Genomic DNA, 18,010 nt, shown 5'->3' with positions numbered 1-18,010 from the left:
TCAGAAGGCGTACCGCACCCGGCAGTCGGGCAGTTTGACCGCGATCAGGTCGGTGAGGTCCTGCACCCAGCGCCCCTTCCACGGGCTCTTGTAGCGCACGTTCCACTGCCCGCTCTGACTGCGCTTGAGCTGCTGCAGCTCCGGCCGCCACAGCAACTCCTCGCCCTTGGGGTGCCAGCCGAGGTTCACGTCGTGCAGCCCCTGGTTGTGCGTGAGGAAAATGATCTCGGCCGCCAACTGCCGCTTGGTCCGCTGGTTGGTGTGATCCGCGACCTGGTCGAGTAGCTCGGCCCAGTCGTCCAGCCAGCCGTCGTAGACGATGACCGGGCTGAAGTTGAGGTGCACCTCGTAGCCCGCCTCGACGAAGTCGTCGATGGCCGCGACGCGGTCGGCGATCTTCGAGGTGCGGATATCGACCATCCGGGACACGCCTGCGGGCATCAGGCTGAACCGCACGCGGGTGCCGCCCCGCGGGTCGTAGGCCAACAGGTCGCGGTTGACGAACTTGGTGGCGAAGCTGGCCTTGGCGTTCGGGATGCGGGCGAACAGGTCGACCAGGTCACGCACGTTGGCCGACACCAGGGCGTCCACCGAGCAGTCGCTGTTCTCGCCGATGTCGTAGACCCAGTCCACCGGGTCGCATTGGTTGGGTTCCGGTTTGACGCCCTGCCGTGCGGCGTGCCGCTCGAGGTAGCCGGTGATCTTGTCGATGTTGGCGAACACCGTGATGGGGTTGGCGTACCCCTTGCGCCGCGGCACGTAGCAGTACGAGCAGGCCATGGCGCAGCCGTTGGCGGTCGACGGGGCGATCCAGTCGCTGGACCGTTCGTTGCGGCGCGCCGACAGGCTCTTCTTCTCCCCGAGGACCAGCACCTCGCGCTTGTTGCGGACCCAGTCCTCGACGTTGCCCTCGCTGCCGTACAACCCCGGTATCGCCTGGTGCGACGGGACCTCGATCAGTTCGGCGCCGGCAAAGCGGTCGAGCACCTCACGGGCCCGCGCGAAGCGCTCGATGCCGGGCTCGTGGTAGATCCGCTTGATGTCGAGGAGCCGGCCGGCGAGGTCGGCCGGCGTCCTGAGGGCGGAGGTGTCGACGCGCATGCCGGTTCAACGGTCGCGCGTCGGTGGCGGTTCCGCGGACCACGGCCGCGGCCGGGTGTTGACTGGTGATATGGCTGACAGGATGCGCGCGGAGCTGCAGCGGGCGCTCGACGACGGCGGCCGGGTCGCCGAGGACGACGCGGCGGCCCTGGGCGACGGGCCGCTCCGCAGCCGGCTCACGTCGTCGATCCGCGCGCTCGCCGCGCACCGGGGCCGCCAGAGCAGCATCTGCCCGTCGGACGCCGCCCGGGCCGTCGGTGGCGCCGACTGGCGGTCGCTGATGGACGACGCCCGCGACGCGGCGCGCCACCTCGCCCGCGCCGGTGAGGTGGAGATCGTCCAGCGCGGCCGCGTCCTCGAACCCGACGGCGACTGGCGGGGCGCCGTGCGGATCCGGCCCGCCGGCGGCTGACCCGGCTCGCCCTTCACCGCCGCCGTTCCAGCCGCGGGCGCGGCCGTGCGGACCGGTATGTCAGGATTTGGGCATGACCGCACGCGCAACTGTTCGGATCCTGGGTGTCTCGGCTGCGACGACGTGGGCGTTGCTGAGCGCACCCCTCGGCCCGCCCGCCGCCTCGGCAGATCCTTGCTCGGACGTGGCGGTGGTGTTCGCGCGCGGCACTCACCAGGAGCCGGGGCTGGGCAACATCGGGCAGGCCTTCGTCGACTCGCTGACCTCGCAGCTGGGCGGCCGGTCCGTGGACGTCTACGCGGTCAACTACCCCGCCAACGACGACTACCACAACAGCGCCAACGCCGGGTCGGCCGATGCGAGCTCCCACATTCAACAGACCGTCGCCAACTGCCCGAACTCCCGGCTCGTGCTCGGCGGCTACTCGCAAGGCTCGACCGTCATCGACCTGGCCACCAACGCGATGCCGGCGTCGGTGGCGGACCACGTCGCCGCAGTCGCCCTGTTCGGCGAGCCGACCAGCGGGTTCTCCACCATGCTGTGGGGAGGCCAGCCGCTGCCGACCATCAACCCGGCCTACGGCGGCAAGACCTTGAGCCTGTGCGCACCCGACGACCCGATCTGCTCGCCGGGCGGCAACATCATGGCCCACGTCTCCTACATCGAGGCGGGGATGACCAACCAGGCCGCGACGTACGCGGTCAACAAGATCAACCAAGGGCCCCCGCCGCGCGTCTGACCAGCGGCGTCAGTCGTTGGCCTTGCGTTCGCGCTTCTCGGCGTCGGCCAGCCCCTCGACCCGGTCGGCCTCGGCGCGCTTCGCGGCGGCCTCGCCCAGCTTGTCCTCGGCCTTGTCGATCTTGGCCGCCGCGGCCTCTGCGGCGGCTTTTTCGGTGGCCTGAGTCCGGTTCTCCACCTGGCGCCTGGTGGATTCGACCGTCTCCTTCTGCTTGGCGGCCACCTCGTCGGCGCGTTGCTTCGCCGCGGCGCTGGCCTTCTGGGCCGACTGGGCGGCGTCGCGCTTGCGCTGCTCGGCGGCGTTGCGGGCCTCTTTGATCTCCTGCTGGGTGGCCGCCTGCGCCTCCTGGCGTTCCTGCACAGCCTCCTCGCGAGCGCCCTGCAGTTTCGCGTCGGCCTGCTGCTTGCGGGTCGACGCCTTGGCGTCGAGCTGCGCCGCCCGCCCCAGCGCGTCGCTGCGCTCGACGAGCGCGGCACCGCGCTCCACCAGGTCCGGGTCTCCCAGCGCGTTTCCGACGGTGGTGTCGAGCATGCCGAGCGAGCGCTCGTAGAACAGCCGCGCGGGCGCCTCGGTGGGGATGCGGGTGATCACCCGATCCTCGATCAGCTGCAGTGGTAACCGCGCGAGCTGGTAGTTGAACCGCAGCACCGCCAGCGGAAGCTCGGAAATCCTCATGACTCTCTCCCTGTCTTCAGACCCGCCGTCAGGGCAGGTCGGCCTCGTCGGACACGTTCTCGGCGTGGCGGCGCAGCCGCGCGGCCTCCGATTCCTCGTTGTCGGCCACCTGCACCGAGGTCTGGTGCTCGGCGAGGGCGTCGACAACCTCCTCGGTGGCGTCGCGGATCTCCTCACGCTCCTCGGCCCTGGCCTGCTGCGCCTCGCGCTGCGCCGCGATCTCGGCCTGCGTCGTCTCGGCGACCGCGCGACGCTGCGCGGCCTGCTCGGCGGCGCGTTTCTGGGTTGCTTGCTGGTTCTCGATGGAGTCCTCGGCCGCCACTGCCTGCGCGTCGGCCGCCAGCCGCTGATCGGCGCCCGCCGCCCTGACCTCGGCGGCCTGGTCCTGCGCCTGCTTCGCTTGCGCCTCGGCGTCGGCCTCGATGGCGTTCGCCTCCTTGCGGTCGTGCGCCTGCGTCTGTTCCAGCTGACCCTCGGCGGTCAGCGATTCGTTGCCGGTCACGGCGCCCACGACCTCTTTGGCCTTGCCCTTGACCGAATCGATCAATCCCTTGCGTGCCTCGTCGGCCTTGTTCTGCTCACTCATCCCAAACGTCTCCTTGAGCCTGTCGCCTCCGACCCGGCGCGGGTCCTCGGTGTCCAGGCCCTGGCATTCCACGGATCCGGCCACCTAAACAACGCTGTGATCCCCGCCACTGCCGGCGGCGGGACTGATGGGCGGCTTGCCGTTGGAACGAAACATGTTACGGGCGAGGGCATTTCGCACCATCGGATCATGATTCGGACGGGGTAAACGCCCGGGCGGGTGCCGGTCGGCGGGCATCGACTACCGTCGACGCCATGTCCGAAGTCTCCGGCAACGACCCCATCGACGACGTCAGCCCAGGCGACATCGTCGCCGTCGACCGCGGTTGCGGCGAACGGCCCTACAAAGTGGTGTTCAAGGACGCGACTTCCGGGGGTTTCATCGTCACCTTCGAAGACGACAACGGTGAAACGTTCCAACTCGACCTGGCCGCCGGAACCGCGGTGAAGCGCTCCGCGGAGTCGAAATGGGAATCCGCGCAAAGCCCGACCCCGCACGTCGAAAGCTGATCGCCCGCCGAACGTTAGAGGCGCGGCGCGGCGGGTAGCCTCCCCTTGGGTCACTGGCGACGCCCCGCGCTCGGCACCGGCACCCCACTGTGGGTCGTACCACCGGGCGTCGCGACATGCGTTGCCCGGCATGACAGTTCGACAGGACCCACTGCGACGGAAGGGTCGGCACCGCTATGACCGCACAACCTCCCAACCCCGAGCCCGCGCGCACGCCGGGCCTCGAACCGGGCGGAGGCGCCACACCGGGAGACACTCCCCCGGCCGCGGCGCAAACCTCGGGTGCGATCGACCACCAAGAGCCCGCCACGGGCGGCCTGCGGCCAAGCGGCGTGTTGAGCGCGGTCGGCATCGGCATCTTCGTCCTTGCCTTCGTGGCCGTGGCGGTGCTGCTGGTGCTCAAGATCGCCGGCGTCCTGGGGTGAGGGTTCACACACGGTTACGCGGCTCCGTGGCGGGCACAGCTACGTCCACGACGGGCCGACGGCGCACGAGACGGGGAAAGTGATGACGGTCAACGCGAGTGACGTGCAGCGGCTGCTGGGCAGCAGCGACTCCGAAGCCGCCTTGGTTCTGATCGAAGGCCGAGTCGAGGTGGTGACACCGGACCAGCTCGCCTCGCCGGAATATCAAGGCGCTCTGCAAATCTCGACGCGCGGCGAGCTGGTGGCCCGGGCCGGAGACGCGCAACCCTCCGAGCGGCAGCTGGCCGAGCTCGCCGAAGACCTCGACACCGCCGTGCGCAACCTCGGCGGCTGAGGGACCAGGACGGCCGCGGCCGCCTAGGCCGGGATGCTCACCGGGTCGCCTACCCGGATGGTGCCTTGTTCGGCCACCGCGAGGTACGCCCCCGCGCACGGCTGCGCACCGTGGCCGCCGGTGTTGATCCGGTTTTCGGCCGCAGGCACGCGCAAGGCCTGCGGGGCTCGGGGCAACGGCCCGTGTTCCAGCGTGGGAACCACGCACCGCGAGGTTGCCGTCAGCGCGCGTAGGCGCGCCTCGCCGACCACGACCTGTGAACCGGCCCAATCGTTTTCGGCGTACGGCGGGTAACCCGGCGGCGTGGCGATCACCACGTTCGGCCGGTACCGCAGCGCTTCCACGCCGATGTGATCGAGGGTGGCGGTGGTGATCGCGTGCAGCGGCGCCTCGTCGGTGAACGACGCCCCCGGCGTGGCCTGAGCGATCGTCAAGATGCGCCCGCCCACGTCGGCGTCCAACCCCAGCTCCAGCAGCTGTTCCGGATCCGGGCGTTCCAGCGTAGCCCCGTCCGGGCGTTGGGCGACCAACCGGACCGCTCGCCCCGTCAACCGCGAGATCAGCTCGTCCACCGCAGGATCGTCGGCGCGCACTTGGGTGCCGTCGGGTAGCCGGATGCTCACCGGGCCGGCGGCCGCGCTGGCGGTGCAGGTCAGCAGGGCCCGCCACAGTCGCGGGTTCTTGGCGCTGGCGACGTGGCCCGTCGCCCCGTCGAGCAGCGCCAGCCGCCGGTCACCCGCGGCTCCCGTCTCGTCGACAAACAGGCTCTGCACGGTCTCGCCCAGCATCGACTTCACCGGGTAGCGGAGCAGAGTCTGGACCCGGAACTCTCCGCGGTCGTCGAGGTGCACGGTTGCCTGCCTGTGTCGAAACCTGTTGTCGGTGGTGTTCCACATCGTCGCAGAGTCCGCGGCCGCGATCACCTTGCGGCCCGGCAGGCGGACCGGCGGCTCGGGCCGCGCGAGCTCCCGGCACCTCAGTGCGGCAGTAGCCGCTGTTTCTGCTCGACGAACTCCGCCTCGGTGATGATCCCGGCGTCGCGCAGCGACGCCAGTTCCCGCAGCTCGGCGGCGATGCTCGTGATGGGTCCGCCCGGCGGCGGCGGGGTCTCGGTTGCAGCCTTGGCGGCCTTCCCGCCCCCGGCGGCCGCCGCCCGCTCGGCGCCGCGCGCGCCGGTGCCGGCCATCGCCCGCCCGGCCATGCCTGCCGCCGCCATCGAGCCGTACAAGCTGCCCGAGCCGGGCGCGACGGGCGCCGCGGGGGCGGCCGGCGCGGCGGCAGTGAAGGCGGTGGCGGGCAGCGCGAGGGCGGCCGGGCGGATCGCCGGGGCCGCCGCGGTCCACGTCGGCGGGACGGACAGGCTGCCGACGGTACCGGCCTGGCCGAGGCCCGCGGCGGCCGGCGCGGCCGATCCGCCCGCCAGGTTGGTGATGACCGGGAACGGGGTGGGCGGCACCGGGCCGTTGCCGGGGAAGGGTTGCACGCCGGCCCAGCCGCTGATGATGTCGTCGGTGTGGAAACCGGTCTCGGCGCCGACGATGTCGAACGGCAGGGCGACCGCGGCCGACGGCGAGTCGATGCCGAGGCCGGCGACGCTGGCGGGTGCGTCCAGGAACACCGCGATCAGGTCGCTGAGTTCGTCGAGACCGCTGATCGCGCTCGAGGGGTCGGCCGCGGCGGCGGGCGCCGCCGCGAGGTTACTCAGGGTGGTGGGCACCTGCGCGAACGCCTGCTGGGCCGACGACACGGCGTTCTGGGAGTTGCCCGCCGCGAGGCGGGTGGCCTGGTTGACCGCCGATGACTGCTCGGATCCGGACGTGCTGTTCTGCTGCGGCGGCGCGAAGGCGGTCAGCGTGGTCGCCGATGCCGCCGAACCGGCGTACCCGTACATCGCACCGGCGTCCTGGGCCCACATCTCGGCGTACTGCGCCTCGGTGGCCGCGATGGCCGGGGTGTTCTGCCCGAGCACGTTCGTGGCGACCAGACCGGCCAGCAGCGTCCGGTTGGCGGTCACCACCGGCGGTGGCACGGTCTCGGCGAACGCCGTCTCGTAGGCCGCGGCCGCGACCCGCGCCTGGTTGGCGGTCTGCTCGGCCTGGGAGGCGGTGATCCGCAGCCACTCGACGTAGGGGGCGGCCGCCTCGGCCATCGCCGCGGACGACGGCCCGAGCCACGGCCCGGCGGTCAGGCCGGCGATCTCGGACTGATATCCGCTGGCGGCCGAGTGCAGCGCGGCGGCCAAGCTGTCCCACGCCACCGCGGCGGCGAGCATGGGTCCCGAACCGGGGCCGGAATACATCCGCGCGGAGTTGACCTCCGGCGGCAGCACCGCAAAGTCCATGTCGCCTCCTCCCCTCGGCCTAGACCCGGGTAACCGAACACGACGCCGGCTGCGCCGACCGTCGTTCAGGAATAACCAGCTGGGCAGCAAACAAATCGCATTCCTTTACTACTGTGGGCACGGCGACCAGCGGGCCTGCGGCCCAGGCCAGGCAGCCGGCGCCGGTCGTGCGGGGGCCTGCAGCGTGGCCCCGCGGCGTGGCTGACCGCGAATCCAGGTTGCGGCTGGTTAACGCGTACGTTACAGCGCGTTCAGTTGCGCGCCCCGCAGCGGCAGGCCGATGTGAGCGGCCCGCTTTCGGGCGCCGTCCCGGGCGCGACCGTTGGCCGGGGCAAGCCCCAGGTCGCGCGGCCGCCGCGGCGGCGGCACGGTGCGGTCGTCGCGGTTCTGCTTGGATCTAGAGCGACACCGCGAAATGGGGCGTACATGAAAATTGTGCTGGCGGCCTACGGCAGCCGGGGCGACGTCGAACCGTGCGTCGCCGTCGCGCGCGAACTGCTGTCCCGGGGCCACGAGGTGCGGTTGGCGGTTCCGCCGGACAAGCTCGACTTCGCCGCGGCGGCGGGCCTGGTCGCGGCGGCCTACGGGCCGGACACCCGGGAGCGGATCGACCTCGCCACCCGGTTCGTCCAGCACGGCCCGAATCCCATGGACGTGCTGCCGCAACTGGCCGAAGACGCGTCCAGCGTCTGGTCGGAGAAGAACACCGCGTTGACGGCGCTCGTCGACGGCGCCGACCTGGTGGTGGCCGGCATGAACGAGCAGCGGCTCGTCGCCAACGTCGCCGAACGCTACGAGGTCCCGCTGGCCGCCCTGCATTTCTTCCCCGCCGAAGCGCTCGAACTCGGCGGCCTGCAGTCACACATCACCAACATCGCCGCCGGTGCCCAACGGATTCTCCTCGGGCTGCCCGAGGAGCCGGAACCGGCGCGGGCCCGCGCCCTGGAGATCCAGGCCTACGAAGAGTTCTGTGTGCCCAAGTTGGCCGCGGAGTGGGCGGCGTCGGGATTGCGGCGCCCCTTCGTGGGTTCGCTGACCCTGGAAATGCCGACCGCCGCCGACGCCGAGGTGCTGTCCTGGATCGGCGACGGGCCGCCGCCCCTGTACTTCGGCTTCGGCAGCACCCCCGTCACCTCCCCCGCGGAGACCGTCGCGGTGATCAGCGCGGCCTGCGCCCGGCTGGATGAGCGGGCCTTGATCTGCAGCGGCCCGAACGACTTCACCGACGCCGAGCAGCCCGCCCACGTCAAGATCGTCGACGCGGTCAATCACGCCACGGTGTTCCCGGCGTGCCGCCTGGTGGTGCACCATGGCGGTTCCGGAACCACCGCGGCGGCCATGCGGGCCGGGGTGCCGATGCTGATCCTGTGGCTGTGGCTCGACCAGCCGATCTGGGCCGACTCGATCCACCAGCTCGAAATCGGCATCGGCAGGCCGTTTTCGGCCAGCACGCTGGATACGTTGGTGGCGGACTTGCGCGCGGTGCTCGCGCCGCACTACCGCGACCGCGCCCGGGACGTCGGCGCGCGCATGACCCCGCCGGGCGCAAGCCTCGCCGCGGCCGCCGACCTGCTGGAAGCCGCCGCCGAGTCAGGCTGATCGAGCCGTCCGGGCCGCCCGAGCGGTGGTGGAAAGCCACGGGGTCGTGTAGAAGGTTCTCGTGCAGGATCCGCCGAGCCACCCGCCCGACCCCTCGGTGCTGCACGAGGCCTTGGTGCGGCGGCTCTATCGGCGTTCGGCGGCCGAGGGCCAGATCCGGGTGCCCGCGGTTCCGGCTCTGCTCGACGAATACGTCTTGCTGTGCGGCAACATCTGCGCCAGCCTCGGCGTCTGGTACACCCCGCAGCAATCGGCGCAGTTGCGTACCGTGCTGCGGGCCGAGCTGGCCAAGGCCTTCCGGGCGTCGTCCCGGTCGGACGTCCTCATCGCTTTTCACTCGCCGTTCGGAACGGGGGTCAACTTCCGCATCCAGGCGGACTGGCGGACCATCGAGGCCGACTACGAGCAGTGGGTGGCCGTGCGGCCGCCGCCGCTGTTCGGCACCGAACCGGACGCGCGGGTGCTGGCGCTCGCCGCGGAAGCTGCCGAGCCGGCCGCCTGCAAAGTGTTGGACGTCGGCGCGGGGACCGGCCGCAACGCCCTGGCGCTGGCCCGCCGTGGCCACCCGGTGGACGCGGTCGAGATGACCCCGAAATTCGCCGACGTGATCCGCAGCGAGGCGCAACGGGAGGGGCTGCCCGTCACCGTCGTGCAACGCGACGTCTTCACCGCGATGGAGGGCGTGCGCGACGAGTACCAGTTGCTCGTGCTCTCCGAGGTGGTCCCCGACTTCCGGACGGCCCACGAGCTGCGCGGCATGTGCGAACTCGCCGCCCAGTGCCTGACCGCGGGCGGCCGGTTGGTGTTCAACACGTTCGTGCCGCGCCCCGGCTATCTGCCGGACGAGGCCACGCTGCAGTTCAGCCAGCAGTGCAACAACATGATTTTCACCCGCGAGGAGGTGATCGCCGCGGCGGCCGGCCTGCCGCTCGAGCCGATCGCCGACGACTCCGCGTTCGACTACGAGAAGGCGCACCTTCCCGCCGAGTCCTGGCCCCCGACGGGCTGGTTCGAGGGCTGGGCGAACGGCCTGGACGTCTTCGACGTCGAACCCGCAGACTCGCCGATCGAGTTGCGCTGGATGGTGTTTGGGAAGTCGGGCTGAATCTCGCCTATCGTGGGATCAACGGGATCGGGAGGCGCGATGGCTGAGACGGACTCCAACCGGCGGGCGTTGTTGCTGGCGGCGCCGCTGCTGCTGGCGACGCTGGCGGCCACCGACAGGGCCGACGTCACGTCAACGGGCCGCCTGGGCGACATCGGACTCACGCCACCCCCGCAGGCCGGCCCCGACCCGGCCCAGACGTTCGTCGAGCCGTTCGACCAGATCAGTTTCCAGCCCTGGGGCAACCTGCCGCCGCACAGCGGCGAAATGGCAAAGCTGTACGGCGATTTCGACCGGCCGGGCCCCTACCTGGTGATGATGAGGTGGAACCCGGGCTGGTTCAGCGCGCCGCACACCTACGCCACCGACCGGATCCAGGTGGTGGTGTCGGGGACGTGGTTCGTCAACAGCGGCAACGATTTCGCCCCGCAGGACGCCGCCCCGGTGGGCCCCGGTGGCTTCGTGAAGCGCGCGGCTCGCACCCCGCACTACGACGGCGTGCCGGCCAACCAGCCCGAGCCGGCGGTGATCGCCGTCTTCGGGGTCGGTCCGGTCGAGCAGCGGCTCGCCGACCCCGCCCAGCCGTCGTGGCGTCAGGTTTAATCAGGCCCGCGGGGCGACGATCCGCGCCGCAGCGTTCAGCGCGACGAGGCCGTGAGGTCGCGGGTCGCCGGGCCCTCCAGCAGGGTGCCGTCGGGCGCGAAGCGCGATCCGTGCAGCGGGCATTCCCACGCCTTGTCCGCGTCGTTCCAGTTCACGATGCCCCCGAGGTGCGGGCACACCGGCGAGATCCGGTGCTCGGTGCCGTCGACGCGGCACCGCGCCTCCAGGTGCCACGGCGGCCCGCTCACCACGCCGCCCTCGTCGCCGGTGGGGTCGCGCCGGCCCGTGCGAAGCGCCGGCGTGACCCACCCCTTCGCCAGGTCGAAGCCCACCTCGAGGTTCGCCTGCAGGGCCGTGGTGATCCCCGACAGCTCGTGGGGGCTCCAGCTGGCGAACGCCCGAGCCCAGTCCATCCGGCCGCCCAGGATGCGGCTGGACAGGGCCAGCGCCGCGGCCGCGCCGTTCGTCATGCCCCACTTGTTGAATCCCGTTGCCACAAAGATGGTTTCGCTGTTCGGCAGGATCGGCCCGACATAGGGCAGTTGGTCGATGGGGGTGTAGTCCTGCGCCGACCAGAAGTGCGTCTGCTCGGCGCCCGGGTAGTGCTGACGCGCCCACGACTTCAGTTCCTCGAGGGCTTTGGTGGGGCTTTTCTTGCGGCCGACGGTGTGCCCGCCGCCGCCCACGATCAGCCGCTCGCCGTCTGCGGTCGGCGCGTAGCGCACCGAGCGGGTCGGTGAATCCGTGGAGATCATCATCGGCCGGGTGATGGTGCCGGGGACCTTGAAGGCGAAGCAGTACGAGCGACTGGGCTTCACGCGCGCGAAGTAGCCGCCGCGGTCCAGGATGGGAATGCCGGTGGCCAGCACGACCTGCGCCGCCTGCAGCTCGACGTCGCGCTGCGCGGCGTCGTTGACGCGCAACCGGACCCCCTTGCCGCGCCAGGAGACCCGGCGGACCCGTGTGTGCTCCACCAACCGACCGCCCCGCCCGAGCAACTCACTCACCAGCGAGTCGAGGAACGGCATGGGGTCGAACTGCGCCTGGTCGGGCAGGCGCACGCCGCCGTGGTACGAGAACGGCACGTCGGCGGCGTCGTCCCAAACCGCGGGCAACCCGACGGCCTGGCAGGCCTGCAATTCGGCGCGCGCCCTGGGCACGCCCTTGGCGGACTGCGCATAGGTGTAGGCGTCCTCGCGTTGCACCGCGATGCCATGGGTGTCGCAGTGGTTGAGGATCCAGTCCTGGCCCTCACGGTTGCCCTCGATGTAGGCGCGGGCCAGGTCCCGGCCGTGCCGCGGCACGATCTTGGACAGGTGGCTGCCCTGCAACAGGCTGATCTTCGCGGTGGTATTGCCGGTGGTGCAGGCGCCGACCGTGCGTGCCTCGACCACCAGCACGTCCTTGCCGGCGCGGGCCAGCAGAACCGCGGTCATCAGGCCGGTGATCCCGGCGCCGACGACGATGACATCGGCGGAGCGGGAGCCGCCGTCAAGCTGCGTCGCGTCCCACGGGCGTTCGGTTCGATCGGCCATCCATAAAGAGGTCACGGCTGTGCTGATACCCGGACCGATCGCCCGGAAACGCCCGGCGCCGGTCGGTGTGACTCAGGCCCGCCGCAGGTTCGCCTGCGCCTCGCGCAGCGATTGCGCGGCCGCGCGGCTGGCCCGCTCGGCTTCGGCGTGCTCGTCCTCGGCGCGGCCGAGCGCGCGCTCGGCAGCCCCCAGCGCCCGGCGCGCCTCCTCGTGGCTGCGCCGGGCCGCGGCCCGCGCAGCCTCGGCGCGGGCCAGCGCGTCGTCGGCCGCTTCCTGATGTCGCTGGGCGGTGGCGACGGCGGCATTCAACTCGTCGCGCCGTCGCGCGCGGTCCCGGTCGCGCGCCGCGGAGGCAGCCGCGGCGGTACCGGACCGGGCGGGGGCCCTGGGCGTGCGGCGGGGTGCGCGGCCCGCCCGGTCGGCCGCGGCCGGGCCGCCGAACCCCGACCATTGCTCCGGCCGCTCCAACCGGCCAAGGCGCCCCCGGACGTCGGGATCGGCGACCGCGGCCTGCAGCGTGCTGGTCACGTCGTCGCGCACGCTCGACGACGGCCGGTCGACGCCGGCGGCCCGCAGGGCGTCGCGGGCGAGCTCACCGATCAGGCGGTGTTGCTGCGCCGACAACTCCCGGATGCTCGCGCCGTCCATGGCGGCGTGCGCGTCGCGCAGCCTGTCCCCGAGCTCGGCCAGCCGCCCGGCGGTGTCCGAGCGGGTCAGCGCGAGCCGGTTGACGATCCACGCCGCCGTCGTCGGCTTGTGCGCCGCGCCGAGTCGTTTGGCCGCCGCGGCGTCGCCGCGCTTCTTGGCCGCGGCGGCCAACCGGGTGCGGTGGGCGGTGAATTCGGTTGGCGGCGCACGATACAAGTCGTCGAGCGCAGCCTCGAGTTCGGCGTCGGGCTTGGCGTCGGCTGTGTCTTCGGCCATCACGCCATGATCCACCCGCGGTTGGCCTGTGACGCGGCACGTGGCAGGTTTGCCGCTGCACGTCGCGGGCTATGCCCCTAACACCATCATCGCCGCTGGGCCGCAATGTTCGAGCCGGCAACCCAACATCGACGCAAGGATTCGCAAGTTTCATGATGCCTGAGACCCGTGAGCGGTTCGTCGACCGGATCCGGCGTATCGACCGGTCGCGCTGGTTGCTGCTGGCGGTGTTGGTGGTGGTCGCGGTGGCGGCGGCCGTGGAACTGGCGGTCTCCCCCGGGTGCTCGGGCGGCCCGTGCTTGCCCCACGACGCATCGAAAACCACTGGGCCCGCCGAGGTTTCGGTGACACCGGCCGGGGGCGCCCAGAACGTCGACCCGGTCGCCCCGGTCACGGTGCAGGCCAAGAGCGGCACGCTGACCGAGGTCCGCATGGTCAACGAGGGTGGCACATCGGTCCAGGGGGTGATGACCCCGGACAACACCGTGTGGAAGCCCACCGTCCCACTGGGCTACGGGCGCACCTACACCCTGACGATCGGCAGCCGCGGGCCCAACGGCGTTGTTTCCAACCAGGTTTCGACGTTCTCGACGCTGCGCCCGTCGAACCAGACCAAGGTGTCCTTCACCACCACGGCGCAGACCGCGCTGCGCGACGGCGGCACCTACGGTGTGGGGACGGTGCTCGTGGCGCACTTCGACGAGCGGATCGCCGACCGGGCCGCCGCCGAGCGTCAGCTGGCGGTCAGCACCAACCCGAAGGTCGACGGCTCCTGGTACTGGGTCGACGACCAGAACGCGCACTGGCGGCCCGAGCACTACTACGCCCCGGGCACCACCGTCACCGCCGAGGCCAAGATCTACGGGATCGCGCTGGGCGACGGCCTGTTCGGCCAAGACGACACCCGGGTGTCGTTCCGCATCGGCGACGCGCACGTGTCGATCGCCGACGACGCCACCCACCAGGTGAGCGTCTTCAGCAACGGCGCGCTGCAGCGCACCATGCCGACGTCCATGGGCATGGGCGGCACCGAGAACGTCGGCGGCAGAAGCATCTCGCTGTGGACGCCGTCGGGCATCTACACCGTGCTCGACAAGGGCAACCCGGTGATCATGGACTCCTCGACGTTCGGGTTGCCCAAGAACTCGCGCCTGGGCTACCGCGAAACCATCAACTGGGCCACCAAGATCAGCACCGACGGCATCTATCTGCACGAGCTGGACGCGACGGTGTGGGCGCAGGGCAGCCGCGACACCTCGCACGGCTGCCTGAACCTCAACGCCGACAACGCCAAGTGGTTCTACGACTTCTCGGTGCCCGGCGACGTCGTCGAGGTGCGCAACAGCGGGGGGCCGCCGCTCACGCTGGCGCAGAACGGCGACTGGACCCTGACCTGGGACCAGTGGCGGCACGGCAGCGCCCTCAAACCGTCCGAGTGACGCGTGAGTTCGTCGGCGACAATTGTGTTCTGGTTCACAACAAAGTCTTGACTCGTTCCAAATAAGTGCGCCATATTGGTGCGGTGTCATCGACGGCCGATCACGCGGAGCGGTTGCGTGTCGCCGACCTGCGGGTGACCCGGCCACGGGTTGCCGTGCTCGACGCCGTCGACGCCCACCCCCACGCCGACACCGAGACCATCTTCTCGGCCGTGCGCCGCGGCCTGCCCGAGGTGTCCCGGCAGGCGGTATACGACGTCCTCAACGCGCTGACCGCCGTCGGCCTGGTGCGGCGCATCCAGCCGTCGGGTTCGGTCGCCCGCTACGAGTCGCGCGTCGGTGACAACCACCACCACGCCGTCTGCCGGTCCTGCGGCGTCATCGCCGACGTGGACTGCGCGGTCGGCGAGGCCCCGTGCCTGACGCCGGCGGACGACGACAACGCGCTCGACGGCTTCGTCCTCGACGAGGCGGAGGTCATCTACTGGGGCCTGTGCTCCGACTGCTCGACCGCGACTTCCTAGACAACAGCCCAACCCCCCAAGAAAGGAATGCTGTGTCCTCCGATGTATCCCAGAGCCGTCCGCCGCAACCGGACGGCGCGACCGCAAGCAACAGCGAGAGCGAGAACCCGGCGATCCCGTCGCCCACCCCCAAGGTCCACGGTGCGCTGCGCAACCAGGACTGGTGGCCCAACCAGATCGACGTGTCCAAGCTGCACCCCCACTCGCCGCAGTCCAACCCGCTCGGTGAGGACTTCAACTACGCCGAGGAGTTCGCCAAGCTCGACGTGGAGGCACTCAAGGCCGACGTCCTGCAGGTGCTGACCACCTCGCAGGACTGGTGGCCCGCCGACTTCGGCCACTATGGCGGCCTGATGATCAGGATGAGCTGGCACGCCGCCGGCACCTACCGGATCTACGACGGCCGCGGCGGCGGCGGTCAGGGCCTGCAGCGCTTCGCGCCGCTCAACAGCTGGCCCGACAATGCCAACCTGGACAAGGCGCGCCGGCTGCTGTGGCCGGTGAAGCAGAAGCACGGCAGCAAGATCTCCTGGGCGGACCTGTTGCTCTTGGCCGGCAACGTCGCCCTGGAATCCTTCGGGCTCAAGACGTTCGGGTTCGCCTTCGGCCGCGAAGACGTGTGGGAGCCCGAGGAGGTGCTCTTCGGCGAGGAGGAGGAGTGGCTGGGCACCAACAAGCGCTACTCGGGCAAGCGTGACCTCGCGGAGCCGTACGGCGCGACCACCATGGGTCTGATCTACGTGAACCCGGAGGGACCGGAAGGCAAGCCGGACCCGGTGGCCGCCGCGATCGACATCCGCGAGACCTTCGGCCGAATGGCGATGAACGACGAGGAGACCGCCGCACTGATCGTCGGCGGGCACAGCTTCGGTAAGACCCACGGCGCCGGGGACGCCGAGTTGGTCGGCCCCGAGCCCGAAGGCGCCCCGATCGAGCAGCAGCAGCTGGGCTGGAAGAGTTCGTATGCCAGCGGCAAGGGCAAGGACGCCATCACCAGCGGCCTGGAGGTGATCTGGACCTCCACCCCGACCAAATGGGGCAACGGCTTCCTGCAGAACCTCTACGGCTACGAGTGGGAGCTGACCAAGAGCCCGGCCGGGGCGTGGCAGTTCCAGGCCAAGGACGGCGCCGGCGCGGGCACCATCCCCGATCCGTTCGGCGGACCGGGGCGCGCCCCGACGATGCTGGTCACCGACATCGCGCTGCGCGAGGACCCGATCTACCGGGAGATCACCCGGCGTTGGCTGGACCACCCGGAGGAGCTCTCGGAGGCCTTCGCCAAGGCCTGGTACAAGCTGCTGCACCGCGACATGGGGCCGATCTCGCGCTACCTGGGACCGTGGATCCCCGAGCCGCAGCTGTGGCAGGACCCGGTTCCGGCCGTCGACCACGAACTGGTCGACGAGCAGGATGTCGCGACGCTCAAGGCGACGGTGCTCGACGCGGGCCTGTCGGTCCCGCAGCTGGTGAAGACGGCCTGGGCGGCGGCGGGCTGCTACCGCAACACGGACAAGCGGGGCGGCGCGAACGGCGCCCGGCTGCGGCTGGAGCCGCAGCGCAACTGGGAGGTCAACGAGCCCTCCGAGCTGTCCAAGGTGCTGCCCGTCCTGGAGCGAATCCAGCAGGACTTCAACGCCTCGGCGTCCGGGGGCAAGAAGATCTCGTTGGCGGACCTCATCGTGCTGGCCGGTTCGGCGGCGGTCGAAAAGGCGGCTCGCGACGCCGGTTACGAGATCTCGGTGCACTTCGCGCCCGGCCGCACCGACGCCTCCCAGGAGTCCACGGACGTCGAGTCGTTCGCGGTGCTCGAACCGCGGGCCGACGGCTTCCGCAATTACATCCGCCCCGGCGAGAAGGGGCAGGTGGAGCAGCAACTGTTGGAGCGGGCCTACCTGCTGGGCGTGACCGGCCCGGAGTTGACGGTGCTCATCGGCGGGCTGCGGGCCCTCGGGGCCAATCACGGGGGCACCAAGCACGGGGTGTTCACCGACAGGCCGGGGAAGCTCACCAACGACTTCTTCGTCAACCTGCTCGACATGGGCACGGAGTGGAAGGTCTCGGAAACCACGGAGAACGTCTACGAGGGCCACGACCGGGTCACCGGCGCGCCGAAGTGGACCGCGACCGCCAATGACCTTGTCTTCGGCTCGAATTCGGTGCTGCGGGCGCTGGTGGAGGTCTACGCCCAGGACGACGCGAAGGGCAAGTTCGTGGAGGACTTCGTCGCCGCCTGGGTCAAGGTGATGAACAACGATCGGTACGACCTCGCCTGAGGCACGGCCGCACCTGGGACGGCACCCCGCGAGCGCGGCTCGCGGGGTGCCGTTTCGTCGTGCACAGCGGAATTACCGGTTGAGGTCCCACTGCCCGTAGTCGGCGGCCAGGACGTCGTCGACGTCGACGTTGATGCCCCCGAGCAGCGGGCCGGGGTTGCCCGGACTGTTGACGACCGTCTGATAAAGCACCGCGGCGGCCTCGCGCTCCCCGTGCGACCACGACCTCGTCTGCCACGCCCACCGGTGCCCGGCGCTGCTGGAGTGTCCGATCACGCCGTCCCTGATCGCCCAGCCGCAGGCCTGGGCGTGCCCGTAGATGCCGGTGCGCTCCACGCCCAGGGCCGAATTGAGGCCCCGAAACCATTGCACGGCAACGCCATTCCAGGTGTCGGCGTTGATGTCGTCGTCGACGCTGAAAAAAATCGGCGCCGAGTCGGGGCCGCCCGCCGCGGCGTGCAGCTGCATGGCGGTGCGCGCGTCCGCGACGCCCCCGTCGAAGCCGCGGGTGAAGTCCGAGGGGTCGGGCCAACCCGGTTTGCCGTACTGAAAGTTGCTCACGATGTGCAGCCCCGCCGCCCGCAGCGCGTCGGCGTAGTCCCGGGTGAGCGGCTTCGCCTCGAAGTTGGCACCCGGCCGCGACTGCGACACGTAGTTCACGACGCCGGCATAACCGGCAGCCACGATCTCGCTCGGTGGGATTCTGCGCTCGGCAAAGTCGATGAGCTGCACACTGGCGGCGTGGGCCCGCGCACTGCCGGCGCCCGCGCCCAGGCTCAGCAGCAGCGGTGCCGCCGCGAAGCGCAAGGCCTCGCGACGGCGCAGAACACGCCGGTCGCCGCCACCACCGGGGCTCGCCGATTCGCGCACCGCGCGATGGTAACAA

General features: G+C 70.9%; 19 protein-coding genes. 11 read left to right on the top strand and 8 right to left on the bottom strand.

Features of this window, described 5'->3' with window-relative positions; genetic code table 11:
- Window positions 1-1,101, bottom strand: a complete 1,101-nt coding sequence (locus A5700_RS02805; RefSeq protein ID WP_068074187.1) for a spore photoproduct lyase family protein — start codon at window positions 1,099-1,101, stop codon at window positions 1-3.
- 70 nt (window positions 1,102-1,171) lie between these two features.
- Here A5700_RS02805 and A5700_RS02800 point away from each other — a divergent pair, with 70 nt between their 5' ends.
- Entirely contained in the window at window positions 1,172-1,513 is a 342-nt protein-coding gene (locus A5700_RS02800; protein ID WP_082966214.1) for a DUF3253 domain-containing protein, read from the top strand.
- Window positions 1,514-1,586: 73 nt separating this feature from the next.
- A complete protein-coding gene (locus A5700_RS02795; protein ID WP_068074189.1) occupies window positions 1,587-2,252 on the top strand; it encodes a cutinase family protein in 666 nt (221 codons plus the stop codon).
- Window positions 2,253-2,261: 9 nt separating this feature from the next.
- On the opposite strand, the gene A5700_RS02790 is transcribed toward A5700_RS02795, so the two are convergent.
- Entirely contained in the window at window positions 2,262-2,927 is a 666-nt protein-coding gene (locus A5700_RS02790) for an IF2 family translation initiation factor (RefSeq protein WP_068074191.1), read from the bottom strand.
- Between the two features lie 28 nt (window positions 2,928-2,955).
- Window positions 2,956-3,513 (bottom strand): CsbD family protein, encoded by a 558-nt coding sequence (locus A5700_RS02785; protein ID WP_068074303.1) that lies wholly within the window; start codon window positions 3,511-3,513, stop codon window positions 2,956-2,958.
- A 254-nt stretch (window positions 3,514-3,767) separates the two neighbouring features.
- Between A5700_RS02785 and A5700_RS02780 the strand changes: the two genes are divergently transcribed.
- The 3 genes from A5700_RS02780 to A5700_RS02770 all read left to right on the top strand — a co-directional run bounded on the left by A5700_RS02780 (window position 3,768) and on the right by A5700_RS02770 (window position 4,781).
- On the top strand, window positions 3,768-4,022 hold the full coding sequence (locus A5700_RS02780; RefSeq protein WP_068074193.1) for a hypothetical protein: 255 nt from the start codon (window positions 3,768-3,770) through the stop codon (window positions 4,020-4,022).
- Window positions 4,023-4,198: 176 nt separating this feature from the next.
- Window positions 4,199-4,447 (top strand): DUF6480 family protein, encoded by a 249-nt coding sequence (locus A5700_RS02775; RefSeq protein WP_068074195.1) that lies wholly within the window; start codon window positions 4,199-4,201, stop codon window positions 4,445-4,447.
- A gap of 82 nt (window positions 4,448-4,529) precedes the next feature.
- Window positions 4,530-4,781, top strand: coding sequence for a hypothetical protein (locus A5700_RS02770; protein WP_068074197.1), 252 nt, complete (start codon window positions 4,530-4,532; stop codon window positions 4,779-4,781).
- A gap of 23 nt (window positions 4,782-4,804) precedes the next feature.
- On the opposite strand, the gene A5700_RS02765 is transcribed toward A5700_RS02770, so the two are convergent.
- Together A5700_RS02765 and A5700_RS02760 are read right to left on the bottom strand one after the other, a co-directional pair.
- On the bottom strand, window positions 4,805-5,632 hold the full coding sequence (locus A5700_RS02765; RefSeq protein ID WP_068074311.1) for an MOSC domain-containing protein: 828 nt from the start codon (window positions 5,630-5,632) through the stop codon (window positions 4,805-4,807).
- A 125-nt stretch (window positions 5,633-5,757) separates the two neighbouring features.
- The gene (locus A5700_RS02760; protein WP_068204427.1) at window positions 5,758-7,122 is read right to left on the bottom strand and encodes a PPE domain-containing protein; all 1,365 of its coding nucleotides are present in this window, start codon (window positions 7,120-7,122) and stop codon (window positions 5,758-5,760) included.
- 426 nt (window positions 7,123-7,548) lie between these two features.
- On the opposite strand from A5700_RS02760, the gene A5700_RS02755 reads away from it, so the two are divergent.
- From A5700_RS02755 to A5700_RS02745, 3 genes are all read left to right on the top strand, one after another.
- A complete protein-coding gene (locus tag A5700_RS02755) occupies window positions 7,549-8,721 on the top strand; it encodes a glycosyltransferase (RefSeq protein WP_068074201.1) in 1,173 nt (390 codons plus the stop codon).
- A gap of 61 nt (window positions 8,722-8,782) precedes the next feature.
- Window positions 8,783-9,826: a bifunctional 2-polyprenyl-6-hydroxyphenol methylase/3-demethylubiquinol 3-O-methyltransferase UbiG gene (locus A5700_RS02750; protein WP_068074202.1), complete on the top strand. Its 1,044-nt coding sequence runs from the start codon at window positions 8,783-8,785 to the stop codon at window positions 9,824-9,826.
- Window positions 9,827-9,865: 39 nt separating this feature from the next.
- Window positions 9,866-10,429 carry a tat pathway signal sequence gene (locus tag A5700_RS02745; RefSeq protein WP_068074203.1) on the top strand — a complete coding sequence of 188 codons (564 nt, stop codon included), beginning with the start codon at window positions 9,866-9,868 and terminating at the stop codon, window positions 10,427-10,429.
- A 35-nt stretch (window positions 10,430-10,464) separates the two neighbouring features.
- On the opposite strand, the gene A5700_RS02740 is transcribed toward A5700_RS02745, so the two are convergent.
- Both A5700_RS02740 and A5700_RS02735 read right to left on the bottom strand, forming a co-directional pair.
- Window positions 10,465-11,964, bottom strand: a complete 1,500-nt coding sequence (locus A5700_RS02740; protein ID WP_068074205.1) for an FAD-dependent oxidoreductase — start codon at window positions 11,962-11,964, stop codon at window positions 10,465-10,467.
- 72 nt (window positions 11,965-12,036) lie between these two features.
- Window positions 12,037-12,888 carry a hypothetical protein gene (locus A5700_RS02735; RefSeq protein WP_068204423.1) on the bottom strand — a complete coding sequence of 284 codons (852 nt, stop codon included), beginning with the start codon at window positions 12,886-12,888 and terminating at the stop codon, window positions 12,037-12,039.
- 152 nt (window positions 12,889-13,040) lie between these two features.
- On the opposite strand from A5700_RS02735, the gene A5700_RS02730 reads away from it, so the two are divergent.
- The 3 genes from A5700_RS02730 (at window position 13,041) to katG (ending at window position 17,124) form a co-directional block, all read left to right on the top strand.
- Entirely contained in the window at window positions 13,041-14,327 is a 1,287-nt protein-coding gene (locus A5700_RS02730) for an Ig-like domain-containing protein (protein WP_068074209.1), read from the top strand.
- Window positions 14,328-14,410: 83 nt separating this feature from the next.
- Window positions 14,411-14,851: a Fur family transcriptional regulator gene (locus A5700_RS02725; protein ID WP_068074211.1), complete on the top strand. Its 441-nt coding sequence runs from the start codon at window positions 14,411-14,413 to the stop codon at window positions 14,849-14,851.
- A gap of 32 nt (window positions 14,852-14,883) precedes the next feature.
- A complete protein-coding gene (gene katG / locus A5700_RS02720) occupies window positions 14,884-17,124 on the top strand; it encodes a catalase/peroxidase HPI (protein WP_068074213.1) in 2,241 nt (746 codons plus the stop codon).
- 72 nt (window positions 17,125-17,196) lie between these two features.
- Here the strand turns inward: katG and A5700_RS02715 are convergent, their stop codons facing one another.
- Window positions 17,197-17,994, bottom strand: coding sequence for a DUF1906 domain-containing protein (locus tag A5700_RS02715; protein ID WP_068204421.1), 798 nt, complete (start codon window positions 17,992-17,994; stop codon window positions 17,197-17,199).
- Between the last annotated feature and the right edge of the window lie 16 nt (window positions 17,995-18,010).

The sequence above is a fragment of the Mycobacterium sp. E1214 genome, from assembly GCF_001666755.1.
Classification (GTDB): domain Bacteria; phylum Actinomycetota; class Actinomycetes; order Mycobacteriales; family Mycobacteriaceae; genus Mycobacterium.
This window is presented reverse-complemented; position numbering and strand designations above follow the sequence as displayed.

What these genes read in the sequence shown, in the direction of transcription:
- A5700_RS02800 (WP_082966214.1), top strand. Translation starts at nt 1,172, where the DNA reads ATGGCTGACAGGATGCGCGCGGAGCTGCAGCGGGCGCTCGACGACGGC.
- A5700_RS02755 (WP_068074201.1), top strand. Translation starts at nt 7,549, where the DNA reads ATGAAAATTGTGCTGGCGGCCTACGGCAGCCGGGGCGACGTCGAACCG.
- A5700_RS02805 (WP_068074187.1), bottom strand. Translation starts at nt 1,101, where the DNA reads ATGCGCGTCGACACCTCCGCCCTCAGGACGCCGGCCGACCTCGCCGGC.
- A5700_RS02775 (WP_068074195.1), top strand. Translation starts at nt 4,199, where the DNA reads ATGACCGCACAACCTCCCAACCCCGAGCCCGCGCGCACGCCGGGCCTC.
- A5700_RS02760 (WP_068204427.1), bottom strand. Translation starts at nt 7,122, where the DNA reads ATGGACTTTGCGGTGCTGCCGCCGGAGGTCAACTCCGCGCGGATGTAT.
- A5700_RS02740 (WP_068074205.1), bottom strand. Translation starts at nt 11,964, where the DNA reads ATGGCCGATCGAACCGAACGCCCGTGGGACGCGACGCAGCTTGACGGC.
- A5700_RS02770 (WP_068074197.1), top strand. Translation starts at nt 4,530, where the DNA reads ATGACGGTCAACGCGAGTGACGTGCAGCGGCTGCTGGGCAGCAGCGAC.
- A5700_RS02785 (WP_068074303.1), bottom strand. Translation starts at nt 3,513, where the DNA reads ATGAGTGAGCAGAACAAGGCCGACGAGGCACGCAAGGGATTGATCGAT.
- A5700_RS02795 (WP_068074189.1), top strand. Translation starts at nt 1,587, where the DNA reads ATGACCGCACGCGCAACTGTTCGGATCCTGGGTGTCTCGGCTGCGACG.
- A5700_RS02790 (WP_068074191.1), bottom strand. Translation starts at nt 2,927, where the DNA reads ATGAGGATTTCCGAGCTTCCGCTGGCGGTGCTGCGGTTCAACTACCAG.
- A5700_RS02780 (WP_068074193.1), top strand. Translation starts at nt 3,768, where the DNA reads ATGTCCGAAGTCTCCGGCAACGACCCCATCGACGACGTCAGCCCAGGC.
- A5700_RS02735 (WP_068204423.1), bottom strand. Translation starts at nt 12,888, where the DNA reads ATGGCCGAAGACACAGCCGACGCCAAGCCCGACGCCGAACTCGAGGCT.
- A5700_RS02745 (WP_068074203.1), top strand. Translation starts at nt 9,866, where the DNA reads ATGGCTGAGACGGACTCCAACCGGCGGGCGTTGTTGCTGGCGGCGCCG.
- A5700_RS02730 (WP_068074209.1), top strand. Translation starts at nt 13,041, where the DNA reads ATGATGCCTGAGACCCGTGAGCGGTTCGTCGACCGGATCCGGCGTATC.